Source organism: Bradyrhizobium sp. Pha-3 (assembly GCF_042258615.1).
Taxonomy (GTDB): Bacteria; Pseudomonadota; Alphaproteobacteria; order Rhizobiales; family Xanthobacteraceae; genus Bradyrhizobium.
Map to the genome: position 1 here is coordinate 2,864,288 of NZ_CP170152.1, position 17,513 is coordinate 2,881,800.

Annotated in this window: 17 protein-coding genes; 13 read left to right on the top strand and 4 right to left on the bottom strand. The window is 65.4% G+C overall.

The annotated features are described in order from the left end of the window. Positions 1–24 precede the first annotated feature (24 nt). The gene (locus ACE10Z_RS13410; protein ID WP_375788330.1) at positions 25–1,521 is read left to right on the top strand and encodes a Do family serine endopeptidase; all 1,497 of its coding nucleotides are present in this window, start codon (positions 25–27) and stop codon (positions 1,519–1,521) included. A gap of 108 nt (positions 1,522–1,629) precedes the next feature. Here ACE10Z_RS13410 and serB read toward each other — a convergent pair whose 3' ends face one another. Then, a complete protein-coding gene (gene serB, locus ACE10Z_RS13415; RefSeq protein ID WP_375788331.1) occupies positions 1,630–2,535 on the bottom strand; it encodes a phosphoserine phosphatase SerB in 906 nt (301 codons plus the stop codon). Between serB and miaA the strand changes: the two genes are divergently transcribed. The 8 genes from miaA to ilvC all read left to right on the top strand — a co-directional run bounded on the left by miaA (position 2,534) and on the right by ilvC (position 10,854). Then, entirely contained in the window at positions 2,534–3,463 is a 930-nt protein-coding gene (gene miaA / locus ACE10Z_RS13420) for a tRNA (adenosine(37)-N6)-dimethylallyltransferase MiaA (RefSeq protein ID WP_375788332.1), read from the top strand. The genes serB and miaA overlap by 2 nt on opposite strands. A gap of 448 nt (positions 3,464–3,911) precedes the next feature. Beyond that, positions 3,912–5,687: an acetolactate synthase 3 large subunit gene (locus tag ACE10Z_RS13425; protein ID WP_375788333.1), complete on the top strand. Its 1,776-nt coding sequence runs from the start codon at positions 3,912–3,914 to the stop codon at positions 5,685–5,687. 207 nt (positions 5,688–5,894) lie between these two features. After that, positions 5,895–6,881, top strand: a complete 987-nt coding sequence (locus ACE10Z_RS13430; RefSeq protein WP_375788334.1) for a threonine dehydratase — start codon at positions 5,895–5,897, stop codon at positions 6,879–6,881. A 22-nt stretch (positions 6,882–6,903) separates the two neighbouring features. Beyond that, positions 6,904–7,446, top strand: a complete 543-nt coding sequence (gene ilvN, locus ACE10Z_RS13435) for an acetolactate synthase small subunit (protein WP_016841057.1) — start codon at positions 6,904–6,906, stop codon at positions 7,444–7,446. 3 nt (positions 7,447–7,449) lie between these two features. Further along, positions 7,450–8,145, top strand: coding sequence for a class I SAM-dependent methyltransferase (locus ACE10Z_RS13440; protein ID WP_375788335.1), 696 nt, complete (start codon positions 7,450–7,452; stop codon positions 8,143–8,145). Positions 8,146–8,189: 44 nt separating this feature from the next. Then, positions 8,190–9,068, top strand: coding sequence for an EamA family transporter (locus tag ACE10Z_RS13445; RefSeq protein WP_375788336.1), 879 nt, complete (start codon positions 8,190–8,192; stop codon positions 9,066–9,068). 7 nt (positions 9,069–9,075) lie between these two features. Further along, positions 9,076–9,684 (top strand): LysE family translocator, encoded by a 609-nt coding sequence (locus ACE10Z_RS13450; RefSeq protein WP_375788337.1) that lies wholly within the window; start codon positions 9,076–9,078, stop codon positions 9,682–9,684. Positions 9,685–9,834: 150 nt separating this feature from the next. Then, complete coding sequence (gene ilvC, locus ACE10Z_RS13455; RefSeq protein WP_028342350.1) at positions 9,835–10,854, top strand: ketol-acid reductoisomerase; 1,020 nt, start codon at positions 9,835–9,837, stop codon at positions 10,852–10,854. Between the two features lie 158 nt (positions 10,855–11,012). Here ilvC and ACE10Z_RS13460 read toward each other — a convergent pair whose 3' ends face one another. Further along, positions 11,013–12,119, bottom strand: coding sequence for a DUF2336 domain-containing protein (locus ACE10Z_RS13460; protein WP_375788338.1), 1,107 nt, complete (start codon positions 12,117–12,119; stop codon positions 11,013–11,015). A 182-nt stretch (positions 12,120–12,301) separates the two neighbouring features. After that, complete coding sequence (locus tag ACE10Z_RS13465; protein WP_375788339.1) at positions 12,302–13,321, bottom strand: adenylate/guanylate cyclase domain-containing protein; 1,020 nt, start codon at positions 13,319–13,321, stop codon at positions 12,302–12,304. Between the two features lie 134 nt (positions 13,322–13,455). Here ACE10Z_RS13465 and ACE10Z_RS13470 point away from each other — a divergent pair, with 134 nt between their 5' ends. Beyond that, a complete protein-coding gene (locus tag ACE10Z_RS13470) occupies positions 13,456–13,854 on the top strand; it encodes a lysozyme inhibitor LprI family protein (protein WP_375788340.1) in 399 nt (132 codons plus the stop codon). Positions 13,855–13,882: 28 nt separating this feature from the next. After that, positions 13,883–14,116 (top strand): hypothetical protein, encoded by a 234-nt coding sequence (locus ACE10Z_RS13475; RefSeq protein WP_375788341.1) that lies wholly within the window; start codon positions 13,883–13,885, stop codon positions 14,114–14,116. Between the two features lie 12 nt (positions 14,117–14,128). Here ACE10Z_RS13475 and ACE10Z_RS13480 read toward each other — a convergent pair whose 3' ends face one another. Then, the gene (locus ACE10Z_RS13480) at positions 14,129–14,749 is read right to left on the bottom strand and encodes a hypothetical protein (protein ID WP_375788342.1); all 621 of its coding nucleotides are present in this window, start codon (positions 14,747–14,749) and stop codon (positions 14,129–14,131) included. A gap of 169 nt (positions 14,750–14,918) precedes the next feature. Between ACE10Z_RS13480 and ACE10Z_RS13485 the strand changes: the two genes are divergently transcribed. Further along, the gene (locus tag ACE10Z_RS13485) at positions 14,919–15,617 is read left to right on the top strand and encodes a TetR/AcrR family transcriptional regulator (RefSeq protein WP_375788343.1); all 699 of its coding nucleotides are present in this window, start codon (positions 14,919–14,921) and stop codon (positions 15,615–15,617) included. Positions 15,618–15,785: 168 nt separating this feature from the next. Beyond that, positions 15,786–17,498, top strand: coding sequence for a sulfatase-like hydrolase/transferase (locus ACE10Z_RS13490; RefSeq protein ID WP_375788344.1), 1,713 nt, complete (start codon positions 15,786–15,788; stop codon positions 17,496–17,498). Positions 17,499–17,513: the final 15 nt, after the last annotated feature.

Here is a 17,513-nt window from a genome sequence, read left to right on the forward strand (position 1 = left end):
CTGTTTGCCTGGAGAATTTCCGACATGACCGCTGCCAGACCAGCCCTGAGCCGTCGCCTCCGCATGATGGGAGCTGCGATCTCAATCGGTGCTGCGAGCATGCTGAGCTCCGGGCCGGCGTCCGCACGCGGCCCCGAGGGCATAGCCGACATCGCCGAGAAGGTGATCGACGCCGTCGTCAACATCTCGACGTCGCAGACGATCGAGGCCAAGGACCGGACGATGCCGCAATTGCCGCCCGGCTCGCCGTTCGAGGAATTCTTCGACGACTTCTTCAAGAATCGCCGCGGCCCGCCTGGCAAGGGCGGCGACAAGAGCGGCGAGTTCCAGCCGCGCAAGACCAACTCGCTCGGCTCGGGCTTCATCGTCGACACTGCGGGTATCGTCGTCACCAACAACCACGTCATCGCCGATGCCGACGAGATCAACGTCATCCTCAACGACGGCACCAAGATCAAGGCCGAACTGGTCGGGGTCGACAAGAAGACCGACCTCGCGGTGCTGAAGTTCAAGCCGCCGAAGCCGCTTACCGCGGTCAAGTTCGGCGACAGCGACAAGATCCGCCTCGGCGACTGGGTGGTCGCGATCGGCAACCCGTTCAGTCTCGGCGGCACGGTGACCGCGGGCATCGTCTCGGCCAAGAACCGCGACATCAGCCAGGGCCCGTATGACAGCTACATCCAGACCGACGCCGCCATCAATCGCGGCAATTCCGGCGGCCCGCTGTTCAACCTCGATGGCGAGGTGATCGGCGTCAACACGCTGATCATCTCCCCGACCGGCGGCTCGATCGGCCTCGGTTTCGCCGTGCCGTCGAAGACGGTGGCCGGCGTCGTCGACCAGTTGCAGAAGTTCGGCGAGCTGCGCCGCGGCTGGCTCGGCGTGCGCATCCAGCAGGTCACCGACGAGATCGCCGACAGCCTCAACATCAAGCCGGCACGCGGCGCGCTGGTTGCCGGTGTCGACGACAAGGGCCCGGCCAAGCCGGCCGGCATCGAGCCCGGCGACGTCGTCGTCAAGTTCGACGGCAAGGACGTCAAGGACCCCAAGGATCTGTCACGCGTTGTCGCCGACACCGCGGTCGGCAAGGAAGTCGACGTCGTCATCATTCGCAAGGGCAATGAAGAGACCCGCAAGGTCACGCTCGGCCGGCTCGAGGACAACGACAAGGTGCAGCAGGCCAATGCCAAGCCCAAGGACGACACCGCCGAGAAGCTGGTGACCCAGAAGGCGCTCGGTCTCGACCTGGCGGCGTTGAGCAAGGATCTGCGCACCAAGTACAAGATCAAGGACAGCGTGAAGGGCGTCGTCGTCACCGGCGTCGACAATGCCTCCGACGCGGCCGAGAAGCGGCTGTCAGCCGGCGACGTCATCGTCGAGGTGGCGCAGGAGGCGGTGTCCAGCGCCGCCGACATCAAGAAGCGCGTCGACCAGCTGAAGAAGGACGGCAAGAAGTCGGTGCTGCTGCTGGTTTCGAACGGCGACGGCGAACTGCGCTTCGTCGCGCTCGGCGTGCAGTAAGACTGTGGTCATTGCCGGGCTTGACCCGGCAATCCATCACCTGACGAAGCTTTTGCGAAGTGAGATGGATGCCCGGGTCAAGCCCGGGCATGACGAGCCAGTAATCAGTTAGCTCTCGACGAATTCATCCCGCCGATAGCCCTGCGCATACAGCAGCGCGGTGAGGTCGCCGTGATCGATCCGCGCCGCCGCGGCGGCTGCGACCGCGGGCTTGGCGTGATAGGCGACGCCGAGACCTGCGGCCTGGATCATGCCGAGATCGTTGGCACCGTCGCCCGTGACCAGCGTGTCGATGTCGTCGAGGTCGAAGGATTCTGTCAGCTCGACCAGGGTGGCGAGCTTGGTGGCACGGCCGAGGATCGGCTCGACCACTTCGCCGGTCAACTTGCCGTCCGCGACCTGCAACCGGTTGGCGCGGTTTTCCTGGAAGCCGATGTTCTCCGCGACCACCTTGGTGAACAGGGTGAAGCCGCCGGAGATCAGGCAGGTATAGGCGCCGTGCGCGCGCATGGTCATGACCAGCGCGCGGCCGCCCGGCGTCGGCGTGATGCGCTTCTCCAGCACCTCGTCGACGACGCCGACCGGCAGGCCCTTGAGCAGCGCGACGCGCTCGCGCAGCGCGGACTCGAACTCGATCTCGCCGCGCATCGCGCGCTCGGTAATGGCAGCGACATGAGCCTTCAGCCCGGCGAAGTCGGCGAGCTCGTCGATGCACTCCTGGCCGATCATGGTCGAATCCATGTCGGCCAGAAAAAGCTTCTTGCGCCGGCCGATCCGAGGCTGCACGACAATGTCGATCGGCAGGTCGCCGCGGGCCTGGCGCAGCCGCTCCTCGATGGCCTTGATGTCGTCCCTGCTGGCGTCCTGACGCTCGAACGGAATATCGACGGCGACTTCGTTGAACAGCCACTGCGCCGGGCCAGGTGAGGGCAGCACGGCCCGCGCGCCGTCGACGATGGTGGAGTCGAGCGCGGGGCTTGCAGGATTGCAGATCAGCGTGGCAACGAGGGACATGCAGGCGCATTCAGGATTGTTGGACAAGGCAGTGCTTATCGCAGGGCCGACCGCCAGCGGCAAGTCGGCGCTGGCGCTCGAGCTTGCGCAGCGGACCGGCGGGGTCGTGATCAACACCGACTCCATGCAGGTCTATCGCGACCTCCGGATCATCACCGCGCGGCCGACCGCCGCCGAGGAGGCACAGGTTCCGCACAGGCTCTATGGCCATGTCGACGCCGGCTTGAATTTCTCCGCGGGGGCCTGGGTGACCGACGCGGCAAAAGTGCTGAGTGAGGCGCGTCAGCAGGGACGGTTGCCAATCTTGATCGGCGGTTCGGGCCTGTATTTCAAGGCGCTGACGCGCGGGCTATCGGCGGTGCCGCCGATCCCGCCTGATGTGCGCGACGGCGTCCGCGCAAGGCTGGAGCAGCATGGCGTCGAGGCTCTGCATGCCGAGCTTGCACTGCGCGATCCGGTGTCGGCCGAACGGCTGAAGCCGCGCGACCGCACCCGCATCGCGCGGGCGCTCGAGGTCGTCCAGGCCACCGGCCGCCCGCTGCCGGACTGGCATCGCGATGGCCTGCCGCCGCTGCTGCCGCCGGGCCAATTCCACGCGCTGTTTCTCGCGCCGGAGCGCGAGCGGCTCTATGCGCGGATCGACGCGCGGTTCGGCGTGATGCTCGATGGAGGCGCGCTCGACGAGGTCGCGGCGCTGGCCGCGCGCGGGCTCGATCCGCTGCTGCCGGCCATGAAGGCCCATGGCGTTCCGGCGCTGATCCGGCACCTCAAGGGAGAGATCAGCCGGGAGGAGGCCGCCGAGGTCGGCCGGGCCGACACCCGCCACTACGCCAAACGCCAGTTCACCTGGTTTCGCCACCAGCTCCCGGAATTCGAATGGGTCGCGCCTGAGGCGGCGAGGGAGTGGCTGGAGGGTCTTATCCCGTAGCCCGGATGGAGCGCAGCGCAATCCGGGAGCCTCCTCCGCGGAGACGCCGCCCCCGGATTGCGCTTCGCTCCATCCGGGCTACGGCCTCTCGGACTGCGGCGCCGCCGCGCGCCCGTCTGCCATGCGCGTTGCGCCGCGCAAAAACGCTCGCCGAACGGCTGGAACCCCGTTACACTTCAAAAATCGCGAAATTGCTTGCCTTGCCTTGACATTCGGGCTTTGGCCGCTATGTTCGCGCAACCTTTGGGAAGACTGGGTCCTCTCGTGCGCAACATTATTACCAAACTGCTTATCGCCGTCGTACCCAGGCACACCGCCGGGGATGGCTAGCGGCCATCCAAATTCGGGCGGTGTGCATGGGGCCTCTGGGGCCCCTTTTTATTGCCCGAAGCAGAACTGACGAGAACTGACAAAAGCCGCGCAAAAACAAGCGCATCCGGAGCGAACCATGACCGACAAGAGCCACGATCCCAATCAGATGACCGGCGCCGCGATGATCGTGCGCGCGCTCATCGATCACGGCGTGCAGCATGTCTTCGGCTATCCCGGCGGCGCGGTGCTTCCGATCTACGACGAGATTTTCCAGCAAAGCGAAGTCGAGCACATCCTGGTCCGCCACGAGCAGGGTGCCGGCCATGCCGCCGAAGGCTATGCCCGCTCGACCGGCAAGCCCGGCGTGGTGCTGGTGACGTCGGGGCCCGGCGCCACCAACATGGTGACGCCGCTGACCGACGCGCTGATGGACTCGATCCCGCTGGTCTGCATCACCGGCCAGGTGCCGACCCATCTGATCGGCAACGACGCCTTCCAGGAATGCGACACCGTCGGCATCACGCGGCCCGCCACCAAGCACAACTGGCTGGTGCGCGACGTCAACGACCTCGCCAGGGTGCTGCACGAAGCCTTCTATGTCGCCACCACCGGCCGCCCCGGTCCGGTGCTGGTCGACGTGCCGAAGGACGTGCAGTTCGCGACCGGCACCTATCATCCGCCGCGCAAGTCGGACGTTCACATCTCCTACACGCCGCGCGTGAAGGGCGATGCGACCCAGATCCGCAAGGCGGTGGCGCTGCTCGCCAATGCAAAACGTCCCGTGATCTATTCCGGCGGCGGCGTGATCAATTCGGGTCCGGAGGCCTCGCAACTGCTGCGTCAGCTGGTGGAGGCGACCGGCTTCCCGATCACCTCGACCCTGATGGGGCTGGGCGCCTATCCGGCGTCGGGACCGAACTGGCTCGGCATGCTGGGCATGCACGGCACCTATGAGGCCAACATGACGATGCATGATTGCGACGTCATGCTGTGCGTCGGCGCGCGCTTCGACGACCGCATCACCGGCCGCGTCGATGCGTTCTCGCCGGGCTCGAAGAAGATCCACATCGATATCGACCCGTCCTCGATCAACAAGAACATCCGCGTCGACGTGCCGATCATCGGCGACGCCGGCAATGTGCTCGGCGACCTGCTGCAGGTGTTCAAGGCGGAGGCCAAGAAGCCCGACATCAAGGCGTGGTGGCAGCAGATCGCGCAATGGCGCGCGCGCAACTCGCTGTCCTACCGGAAGAACAACGATATCATCCTGCCGCAATACGCGATCCAGCGCCTGTTCGAGCTGACCCGCGGCAAGGACACCTACATCACGACCGAAGTCGGTCAGCACCAGATGTGGGCGGCGCAGTTCTTCGGCTTCGAGGACCCGCATCGCTGGATGACCTCGGGCGGTCTCGGCACCATGGGCTACGGCCTGCCGGCCGCGGTCGGCGTGCAGGTGGCGCATCCGGACAGCCTGGTGATCGACATCGCCGGCGACGCCTCGGTGCAGATGACGATCCAGGAGATGTCGACGGCGGTTCAGTTCGAGCTGCCGATCAAGATCTTCATCCTGAACAACCAGTACATGGGCATGGTGCGGCAGTGGCAGCAGCTGCTGCACGGCAACCGCCTGTCGCATTCGTACTCCGAGGCGCTGCCGGACTTCGTGAAGCTCGCCGACGCCTACGGCTGCGTCGGCTTGCAGGCGACCAAGCCGTCCGATCTCGACGGCGCGATCAAGGAGATGATCTCGATCAAGCGCCCGGTGCTGTTCGACTGCCGCGTCGCGGCGCTGGAGAACTGCTTCCCGATGATCCCGTCGGGCAAGGCGCACAACGAGATGCTGCTGCCGGAAGAAGCGACCGACGAGGCCACCGCCAAGGCCTTCGCCGGCGGCAAGGCGCTGGTGTGATGATGGATCGGCGCGGAGCACTCTCTCTTCACCTCGCCCCGCTTGCGGGGAGAGGTCGGATTGCGCGTCAGCGCAATCCGGGTGAGGGGGAGTCTCCGCGAGTCCGTCTCTCACCATTGCCTTGGAGGCAGCCCCTCACCCCAACCCTCTCCCCGCGAAGAGCGGGGCGAGGGAGCCTATCGCACGCTCGGATGGAGGGCGGCTCCCATGTTTGACCTCAACGAGCTCGAGCGCGCGCACAGGATCGTCGGCACCGCGGTGCCGGCGACGCCGGCTCATGCCTGGCCGTTGCTGGCCGACCGGCTCGGCACCGAGGTCGTGGTCAAGCATGAGAACCACACGCCGATCGGCGCCTTCAAGGTGCGCGGCGGCCTGGTCTATCTCGAGCGGCTGAAGCGCGAGCGGCCCGATGTGCCCGGCATCATCTCGGCGACGCGCGGCAATCACGGCCAGAGCCTGGCATTTGCCGCGAGCCGCCATGGCGTGCCGGCCGTGATCTACGTGCCGCGCGGCAATTCGGTCGAGAAGAACCGCGCCATGCACGCGTTCGGTGCCGAGCTCGTCGAGCACGGCGAGGACTTTCAGGCCGCGCGCGAAGAGGCCGAGCGCCGTGCCCAGTTCGCCGGCCTGCACATGGTGCCGTCGTTCCATCCGGACCTGGTCCTGGGTGTCGCGACCTACGCGCTGGAATTATTCCGCACCGCGCCCGACCTCGACATTCTCTATGTGCCGATCGGGCAGGGCTCCGGCATCTCCGGATGCATCATGGCGCGCGACCTGCTCGGCCTGAAGACCGAGATCGTCGGCGTGCAGTCGACCGAGGCGCCGTCCTACGCGCTGTCGCTTGCGGCCGGAAAGATCGTGACCACCGAGACCTGCAACACCTTTGCCGACGGCATGGCGACGCGGATTCCGGACGCGGATGCATTCGCCCTGATCCGCAAGGGCGCCTCCCGCATCGTGCAGGTCACCGACGACGAGCTCGGGCAGGCGATCCGTGCCTACTGGACCGACACCCACAATCTCGTCGAGGGCGCAGGCGCTGCGGCGCTCGCAGCCGCGCTGCAGGAAAAGAGCAAGCTCGCCGGCAAGCGGGTCGGCCTGATCCTGAGCGGCGGCAATATCGATTTCGATCTGTTCCGAACCTGGATCGGGACGGATGCTGCGCCGTCCGCCCAGCGGGCGGTGGCGTGAAGAGAATGCAAGGGGACGACCAATGAACCAGCCCGCATCCGCCTACTTCCTCGAAGAGCGTCACGATCCGAACGAGACGCACACGCTGTCCGTCCTCGTGCAGAACGAGCCCGGCGTGCTCGCGCGCGTGATCGGGCTGTTCTCCGGCCGCGGTTACAACATCGAGAGTCTCACGGTTTCGGAAACCGAGAGCCAGAAACACCTCTCGCGGATCACCATCGTCACCACGGGCACGCCGATGGTGATCCAGCAGATCAAGCATCAGCTCGACCGCATGATCCCGGTCTACCGCGTCGTCGACATGACGCTGACCGGCAGCTCGATCGAGCGCGAGCTTGCGATGGTCAAGGTGAGGGGCGGTGGCGATCACCGGGTCGAGGCGCTGCGGCTGGCGGACGCGTTCCGCGCCCGGGTGATCGATGCCACGACCGAGAGCTTCGTGTTCGAGATCACGGGCAACTCGTCCAAGATCAGTCAGTTCATCGACCTGATGCGCCCGCTGGGCCTGGTCGAGGTGTCACGAACCGGGGTGGCCGCGATCACGCGTGGGCCGGAAGGGATGTGAATCATGTTGGCGCGCGACTGGTACTACACGCAACGGCGGCAGGTCGGTCTCGATACCGCGGTTGCCTCGATCTATGACGTCAGCGAGGACAGCGACGCCCGGGCCCGCCAGGCGCTGACTATGCTCGGCGTCAAGCCGGGTTGGCGGATCGCCGATATCGGCTGCGGCAACGGCGTGCTGGCGACCGAGGCGGCGCTGATGGGCGCCGCGGTCGACGCCATCGACATCTCGCCGGCAATGATCGGGCTTGCTGAAATCTATGCGCGGGACCGCAAGGCGAAGATCCGGACCCAGCCGGCCGGGCTGTTGTCCTTTGCCTATCAGCCGAACTCCTATGACCTCATCGTCAGCGAGTTCACGCTGCATCATCTGCCGGACTTCTGGAAAGCGGTGGCGCTGTCGCGGATCTTCAACGCGCTGAAGCCCGGCGCGAATTTCTATCTGCGCGACATGGTGTTCGTCAGCATGCCCGACGGGGTCGATCGCGATGTCGAGGGTTGGGCCGATTTCTCGATCAAGAATCACGATTTCGAGCGCGAAAGCGTGATGACCCACATGCGCGACGAATACTCGACCTTCGGCTGGGTGATGGAGCGCATGCTGATCGAGACCGGTTTCACGCTGGTCACCGCCGACTACCACGCGCCGCTGCACGGCACCTATCTGCTGCGCAAACCGAAGCCGGACGAACAGATCTAGATCCTCGCATCGACAGAGCCAAACCGAACCAAAGAAGAAGAACAATGAAGCCGGCCGATGTTGGCATCGCCGTCATGGTCGCGGTGATCTGGGGACTTGCGTTCGTCGCGAGCCGGATCGCGCTCGATGAGCTGCCGCCTGAATTGATGACGGCACTGCGCTTCGGCATCGCGGCGGTGCCGTGCCTGTTCCTGCCGAGGCCAAGTCAAGTCTCGTGGCCGCTTTTGATCGGAATCAGCCTCACCTTGTTCCTCGGCCAGTTCCTTGCGCAATCCGTCGCCATCGCGCATGGCATGCCGGTCGGGCTTACCAGCGTGATCGTGCAGAGCCAGGCGCTGTTCACCATCGGCTTTGCCGCGGTTTTGTTCGGCGAATTGCCGTCGCGCTTGCAGACCGTCGGCATCGCCATCGCCGCGATCGGCCTGCTGATGATCTGCGGCACCGTCGGATACGATTTCAGCGTCACCGCCTTTGCCATCCTGATGATCTCGCCGATCTCGTTCGCAATCGGAAACCTGCTGCTGCGGCCGGCGCAGGGCGCGCGCATGTTCGACCTGTTCGCATGGCTGTGCCTGTGTGCCGCGATCCCGCTGTTCGGCCTGTCGCTGCTGACGCTGGGCGCGAAGCCGATGTGGCAGGCGCTGTCGCATCTGTCGCCGGCCGGCATTATCTCGATGCTGTTTGTCGGCACCGTTTCCACCAGCATCGCCTATTGGCTGTGGGGCCGGCTGCTCAGGGATTATCCGGCGGCACAGGTGGTGCCGTTCGCGCTGCTGGTGCCGTTCGTCGGCTCCGCCGCTTCCAGCATCGTGTTCGGCGAGAGGTTCGGGCCGCTGCGGCTCGCCGGCATGCTCACGGTCATCGCCGGCATCGCCGTGATGCTGCTGTCGAAGCGGCCAAAAGCTCTGCCGAAAGTCGCGTGAGGGCACCATGTCGCATTCGCTGCTGTTCGCCTTTGTCGTGTTTGCCGTCGTGATGTTCTTCACGCCGGGGCCCAACAACATCATGCTGCTGTCGTCGGGGCTGACCCACGGCTTCCGCCGCACGGTGCCCCACATCGCCGGCATTACGGTCGGCTTCGCCTTCATGGTCGGCGCGATCGGCGTCGGGCTCGGGGCGGTCTTCACTGCCTATCCGGTGCTGCAGACGATCCTCAAATATGGCGGTATCGCCTATCTGGTCTATCTCGCGGCCGTCATCGCCATGGCCGAGCCGCCCTCGGCGGACAAGGACGACAAGGCCGGCCGCGGTCCCATGACCTTCTGGGGCGCGGCCATGTTCCAGTGGATCAATGCCAAGGGCTGGGTGATGGTGATCGGCACCATCACGGCCTATGCGGCGATTGCCGCCTTCCCCTGGAACATCGCGATCCAGGTCGGCCTGAGCCTGGTCCTGGGGACGCTCTCCTGCATCGTCTGGGCGCTGTTCGGCACCGCCCTGCGGCCGGTCCTGACCTCGCCCCGGGCGATCCGTGCCTTCAACGTAATCATGGCCATCCTGCTGCTGGCCTCGCTCTACCCGGTCTTCATGGACGCATGATGCCGCACCGCGCCATGCGAGATGGGGGTTTCCCCTGAGGGGGAAAATGCTCTAGACAACGCCGGAAATTCGCGGGCGCCCGGCGGTTCTGACCTTCCGAAAGCCTGATTCATCGGCCGATTTTGGCCCCCTTCAAACGAGGAAAACACGATGCGAGTTTACTACGATCGCGATGCCGACCTGAACCTGATCAAGGGCAAGAAGGTCGCCATCGTCGGCTACGGCAGCCAGGGCCACGCCCACGCGCTGAACCTGAAGGATTCCGGCGTCAAGGAAGTGGCGATTGCGCTGCGCAAGGGTTCGGCCTCGGCCAAGAAGGCCGAGAACGCCGGCTTCAAGGTGATGGAAGTCGCCGAGGCCGCCAAGTGGGCCGACCTCGTCATGATGCTGACCCCGGACGAGCTGCAGGGCGACATCTATCGCGAGCACCTGCACGACAACATGAAGAAGGGCGCGGCGCTCGTGTTCGCCCACGGCCTCAACGTGCACTTCAACCTGCTCGATCCGCGTGCCGACCTCGACGTGCTGATGATCGCGCCGAAGGGCCCCGGCCATACCGTGCGCTCGGAATATCAGCGCGGCGGCGGCGTGCCCTGCCTGATCGCGATCGCCAAGGATTCGTCGGGCAACGCCCATGACCTCGGCCTCAGCTACGCCTCGGCGATCGGCGGCGGCCGTGCCGGCATCATCGAGACCACCTTCAAGGAAGAGTGCGAGACCGACCTGTTCGGCGAGCAGGTGGTGCTCTGCGGCGGCCTGGTCGAGCTGATCAAGGGCGGCTACGAGACGCTGGTCGAGGCCGGCTACGCGCCGGAGATGGCCTATTTCGAGTGCCTGCACGAAGTGAAGCTGATCGTCGACCTGATCTATGAAGGCGGCATCGCCAACATGAACTACTCGATCTCCAACACCGCCGAATACGGCGAGTATGTCACCGGTCCGCGCATCGTCACGGCCGAGACCAAGGCGGAGATGAAGCGCGTGCTCGCCGATATCCAGGGCGGCAAGTTCGCCCGCGACTGGATGCTGGAGAACAAGGTCAACCAGACCTCGTTCAAGGCGACCCGTGCCAAGCTCGCCCAGCATCCGATCGAGGAAGTCGGCGCCAAGCTGCGCGACATGATGCCCTGGATCAAGAAGGGCGCGCTGGTCGACAAGAGCAAGAACTAAGCTCGGGCGTGTAGGGTGGGTTAGGCGAAAGCGTCACCCACCAATTCGTTCCGCGGAGACGTGGTGGGTTACGCTTCGCTAACCCACCCTACGCATCGAATCAAAAAGGGTGGGCGCGTTGCCCACCCTTTTTCTTTGTCGCGAGGAAGCAGCGGCCGCTAACCGGCCGCCATCGGCTGCTTCTCGATCCTGTTGTGCAGCTGCCAGAACCGCACGGTGCGCTGTGCGGTTTCCAGCGACAGCCGCCTGTAATCGCGGTGCGCGATCTCGAGCGTCGCATGGTCGATCTGATGCGGCAGCGGCCGCTTGCGCAGGATGGTTTCGACCGTCGGCCAGTTGAGCCGCGCCGAGCGGCACGGGATCAGCAGCAGGTCGGAGCGCAGCCCGAGCATCAGGCGCTCGATCATTGCGATCGGCATGTCGTTGAGAACGGCGAGCGCAACCGTGACCTCGTCGAACTTGCCGTCTTCGGCGAATTTGTAGACCGCCACATCGTCGAGCTCGTTCAGCTGCTTCATCAGCTTGACCAGCTCTTCGGCGATGCCGTAGTTGCGGCGCGGGGCGGCGGCCTCTTCCTGCGCGATGTCGTTCAGCACCTGGCTGATCTCCTCGCGTGCCCTGGGCGATGCGAGCGCGAGCAGGCGCGCGCGCACCGTTTCCTTGGCGCGCTGCAGCAGGTCGCGCAGCAGCTTGGCCGGAATATCGATACGCAGCCCGAGGATCTCGACCAGCTCGTCGTCGCCTTCGGCGCGGGCGACGATCGAGGAATAGCCGTTGTCGGAGAACTGCGCGCCGGCGTTCTTGGCGAGACGCCGGATCACCTTGTCCTCGCCGCGATCGATGATCACGTCGGTGACGGAAGCCGGCAGGTTCTCCCGCGCCGAGATCGCGAACAGATGGTCCTGGCCCTTGCTGGCGGCGATCTCGCGCAGTGCGTCGTTCGAGAGGCGGCTGGAGTGGGTCAGCACGTCGCCGGCGACGCCGATGTCGTCGTCCCAGGCGAGATGCTGAATCACCTCAAACGGCGCATAGTCGAGCGGCGCGAGCCGCTTGCTGAGCTCGGCCCGCGCACGCGTCTCGACGCGCGCGACGAGCAGGCAGAGCACGTCGTCGAACACCTTGACCTGTTCATCGTTGAGGCGGTCGCCGTCGTTCAGGAACAGATCGGTGACCTGCCGCAGCGTCTGCACGCGTTTGGCGGATGTCCCGTCCCGGACCGCATCCTCGAGTTCGGCAATAATCGATTGTGACGCCTGTTGCGCCATCGATGGGCGACCTTGTTTTTGTTGAATGACACCTGTCCGTGCACCATGCATGGCGTCGTCTTACACCTGCGTTAAGGTGGAACCCGGTGCAAATACGGGCCCATCGCATCCTTAACGGGCGACGACCGGACAAGGCTCAATTGGTGCTTTCGCCGCAATGGCAGTACGTCTTAAGGGATTGTTTAGGACGATGCGCGCCGCGCGACGGCAAACAGGTCGATCGAAGCAGCGCGCCCGCGCAATTGCGTCGAGCCGAGCGGCTCGATGACAAAATCCGGGTCCGGGGGCAGCAGGCGACGTAGCTCGCCCGAGATCAGCAGCGGCCGGCCGGCCTCCTTGCAATGCGCCTGCAGCCGCGCCGTGACGTTCACGGTGTCGCCGAAATAGGCGATCTGCCGCCGCGAGTCGCCGCATTCGCTGATGACGACAGGGCCGGCATGCAGGCCGGCACGAAACGCCGGCACCACGCCGAACTCCTTGCGATAATGGTCGGCCCGCTTGGCGAGGCGGTCTTCGATCGCGAACACGCAGTCGAGGTAGCGCCGCGACGGCTGGCCCGTGTCGGCCGGCCAGGTCACGATGACCTCGTCGCCGACATAGGCATGAACCTCGCCGCCATGCGCCACGATCGGCTCATCGATGTCGAAGAAGAAGCGCGTCAACAGCTCCTGCACGCGCAGCTCGCCCATCGCCTCCGCCAGCGTCGTCGAGCCGACCAGGTCGAGGAACAGCAGCACGCGTTCCTCGCGCACCGGCTGGCGGTAGCGTCCGAGCACGATGCTGAGCAGCGTATGGCCGCCGATCATCCGGACCAGTTCGTAGATCGTGGTGACCGGGATCGACAGCAGCAGGCCGACACCGATAATCTTGAAGAAAGTCTCGCGAATCCACTTCGCCTCGACGCCATGCCCGTAGAGCACGACCTCCAGCACAATCGAGGCGGCCGCGACGATCACGGCGAGGATCACGGAGCGGGCGATCAACTCGACGACGAGCGGTCGCCGCCGCAGCCAGCCGCTGCGCGTAGTCAGATAGAGATGCGTGGCCCAGACGATCAGAGTGAGGGCGGCGCCGTCGAGGGCGCTGCGCACATAGTTCGCGACGGAGGCTTCGTTGGATTCGTCGAAGGCATAGCGAAAGAGCCCACCGACGAGCAGGCCGAACACGGCCAGAACGATCGCAGGCGTCACCGCGCGCCGCATGGTTCCTCCACGCCCATGAAATATCCTGCGCGGATCGGGAAGGCCAGCCGCGGTGCGGTTGATATGAACGGGATGTGCTACGGCCGCACTAACGTATGGCCCGGCTACGGCATCCATCGGAAAGGGAAGGCGGCATGACATCGGCTCCGACGACAGGCGTGTGCAGGCTCAGGCCCCTGGTTGCGGCCGTTTTCATCATCGCCACCCCATCGGCCTGGGCCGGCGACCAGGGCGATGGAGAGCAGTCCTGCGACGGCAGCACCTACCAGATGGTCGAGTGCCTCAAGGCCAAGACCGCGCAGTGGGACAAACGGATGAACGTCGCCTATCAGCAGGCGCTGAAAGATGCCGCCGGCGACAAGCAGCGCGAACAGCTGCGCACCGCGCAACGGTTTTGGATCCAGTACCGTGACGCCAACTGCCTGTATTACGACCTCGGCGAGGGCACCATCGCCCGGCTCGATGCCGGCGAATGCATGCGCAGCATGACGGAAGTCCGTGCCAAGGAACTGGAAAACCTCGGCCATCAGTGAGCCATCTTCCGGAGTCAGGACCGGGGTCATGACTGACGGAAAGAGCCAGGACGAACTGACCCAGCTTGCGGAGGACGCGCTGCGCGCCCAGCCCGGCTGCGAGACCGCCCGCGTGCCGGCGGTCGCCGCGCTGCCCGATGGGCAGGTCGGGCGCAACTGGGAGATTCCGAACGTCGTGCTCGGCGACAGCCTGATCAGCGACGTCGACCGCGCGGTGCTGTCGGTTCATCGCCGGCTCGGCCGCAAGTTTCACCTGGTGTGAGGCGGCCTGATTTCAGCTCGCCTGTGCCTGACGTGGCGCGGGCCGCGCGGCCATGCTGATCATCCTGAGCGCGAACACCGTGGCGAGCGGCACGAGGAACAGCGCGTAGAGCGGCATCTCGGGAATCCGCTTGCCGAACGAGACCGTGAACTGCAGCAGCAGATAGTAGCCGCCGATCAGATGCAGCCTGCGCCAGGCGTGCGTGCCCAGCAGCGCAGCCGTGCGATCGAACGAGGTCGCGGTCAGCGCGATGATGACGAGATAGCCGATGCCGCCGAAGATGTAGGAGACTGCAGAGGTTGCGGCGGCGAAGCCGGCTGGATCGAGCATTGCGAACGCTGATATCGCGACCGCGTGGATGGCGTGCGAGGCGGCGAAGGTGACGCCGAGATATCGGCGGTTGCGGCGCTGCCAGTGCGTCCAGCCGTTCGGCCAGAGCCGCGCCAGCGCCGCCGCGGAAAAGGCGAGGCAGAAGAAAAGCAGCGAGGTCCGCGCCGTGAAACGGATCACCATCCGCACGCCCTCGACCTCGAACTGCCGCATCGCGGCGATCCAGATCGAAAGCCCGATCAGGGTCAGGGTGAGCAGGCCGAACAGCCGCCATCCCTCGAACCAGTTTCGACGTGTCGTCATATCCTGCCTCCCATCGTTTATGTAATCGCCAGTTACATTTCGCGATGGAGCGCGGTCAATCCGTGTAATCATTGCTTACATTCACAAGCGGGTGATGCTAGAGCATGATCCGGAAAAGTGCGAAGCGGTTTTCCGAGAAGATCATGCTCAATCAAAGAGCCAAAGCGCCATGCGCCGCCCCGCCAAGAATCCGCCGATCGCACGCCGGTCCGCCAAGCCGCGTCCGCCCGCGGCGCGGGCGCCGGCGGCCAAGTCGTACCACCACGGCGACCTCCGCCGGGTCCTGATCGAGGCTGCCATGCAGCTGGTCGGCGAGGGCGGGCCGGAGGCGGTCAGCGTCCGCGAGGCTGCCCGCCGCGCCGGGGTTTCGCCGGGCGCGCCGTTCCGGCATTTTCCGAGCCGGGATGCCCTGATGCATGCGGTGGCCGAGGAGGCGCAGCGCCGCTTCCGCGCCGAGATCGAGACGGCGCTGGCCGATGCGCCATCAGGCGATCCGCTCGGCCGCTTTCGCTGCCTCGGGATCGCCTATCTGCGCTGGGCGATGAAGAACCCGACCCATTTCGAGATCATCTCCAGCCGCCGCTTCTTCGACCACGACCGCTCGGCCGGCGTCTCCAGCGACAATGCGGAGTTGATCGGCCTGACCGAGCGCACGCTGGCGGAGGCCTTTTCGGCGGGGCAGCTCGCGGCGCGCGACCTGAAGCAGGTCCAGATCGCCGGCCGCGCGCTGGTTTATGGCTTTGCGCGGATGCATATCGACGGCCATTTGCCGCGCTGGGGAGTCGTCGAAGCGGAGGCCGAGCAGATGGCCGCCGACATCGTCGACCTCTTTATCGCCGGCATTGCAAGGCCTGCGGCGAAGGCCTGAGGCGCGTCGCGCCGGCCGGGTGTACCCAGGGCGGGCAAATTCATTGCGCGTTCATGACGATTCAATTACGGTTTCATGACACGGCGCAGACACCGGCTGTGCGGTGTGCCTCCTGGCCATTGCCAGTCAAGGCCGTGCCATTGCGCCGGGTTGTATTGCGTCCCGCCCATGGCGCCCGCGCCTCAGCAGAACTCTTCGGTTGCCGCGCTGGCCGGCGGTCTCGCCGCGATCGGCATCTGGCGGTTGCTGGCGGTCGCTGCGCCGCATCTCGGCGCGCTGATCGTGATGCTGCGGACCGAGACCGATTTCGGCTCGCGGCTCTGCTTCCTGCTCTCCTGGGGAATTCTGAACTTCCTGTTCATTGCGCTGCTGCGCCGGCCGGCGCTGTCGGGCGCGCTGTCGCTGACGCTCGTCGTGGTGCTGGTGCTGCTGTCGCGGTTCAAGCACGACGTGGTGCAGATGACCGCGAACTTTGTCGACCTGATGGTGATCGATCGCGACACCGCAGCGTTCCTGCTCACGATCTTTCCGAACCTGCGCTGGTCGATCATCGGCGCCGGCCTCGTCACGCTGCCCCTGATGTATGCGCTGTGGTGGCTCGATCCGTTCCGCATCCGCCGCCTGCCGGCCGCGGCCGCCTGCCTTGCCTGCACCGCGGCGCTCTCGGGCTATGCCTTCGCCTGGCCGGACGAGGCCTGGCGCGGCTATTACGACGACGGCTATCTGTCGAAATTCGCGCGCTCCGGCGTGACGGCGGTGTCAGACTTCGTCGCCTATGGCTTCATGGAGTCGGATCCGAGTGCGAGCGACCAGCTCAAGATGCCCCTGGTCGACGCCTGCCACCCCGTCGGACGGCGGCCGAACATCATCATGATCCATGATGAATCGAGCTTCGACATCCGGGCTGCTTCCGGCGTCAAGGTTCCGTCGGGCTACGGCAGCCAGTTCAAGTCCTACGACGGTGTCGAACGAAAATTCCTCGCCGAGAGCAATGGCGGACCGAGCTGGTTCACCGAGTACAACGTGCTGGCGGGATTGTCCTCGCGCTCGTTCGGCCGGTTCGCCTATTTCGTCACCCGCATCGCATCGGGCCGGGTCGAGCGCGGCCTGCCGCTGGCGCTGCGCCGCTGCGGCTACGACACGCTGTCGCTCTATCCGGCGTTCGGCGCCTTCATGAGCGCGCGCAGCTTCCAGACCACGACCGGCATCCAGCAATTCTACGACGCGCATGATTTGCATGCGAAGGACGTCGAACCCGACAGCTTCTTCTACGACAAGGCGATGAAGCTGATGGCCGAGCAGAAGACGCTCGGCACGCCGCTGTTCACCTTCGTCTATCTCGCCGCCAATCATTTCCCGTGGGAGACGAAATTCCGCCCCGAACTGCTGCCGGCATGGAAGCGGCCGGGCAACACGCCGTCGATCGACGAATATCTGCGCCGGCAGACGATGAGCGCCAACGACTATGCCGGCTTTGTTGCCGCACTGAAGAAGAAGTTTCCGGCGCAGCCGTTCCTGATCGTGCGCTACGGCGATCATCAGCCGGAGTTCTCGCCGCAGCTGCTCGATCCCGGGCTCGACGAGGCCGGCATAGGCAAGAAGCTGATGGACTACGATCCGCGCTACTACGCGACATATTACGCGATCGACGCCATCAACTTCGAACCGGTGAAGAGCCCGACGGCGATGGACACGATCGACGCCGCCTATCTGCCGTTGGTGATTCAGGAAGCCGCGGGCATTCCGCTCGATCCGTCGTTCGAGGAGCAGAAGGCGATCATGCTTCGCTGTGGCGGCGCGTTCTATTCCTGCAAGGACGGCGCAGAAGCGCGCCGCTTCAACCGCCTGTTGATCGACGCCGGGATCATCAAGGGATTGTAGGCGCGTCACCCGATG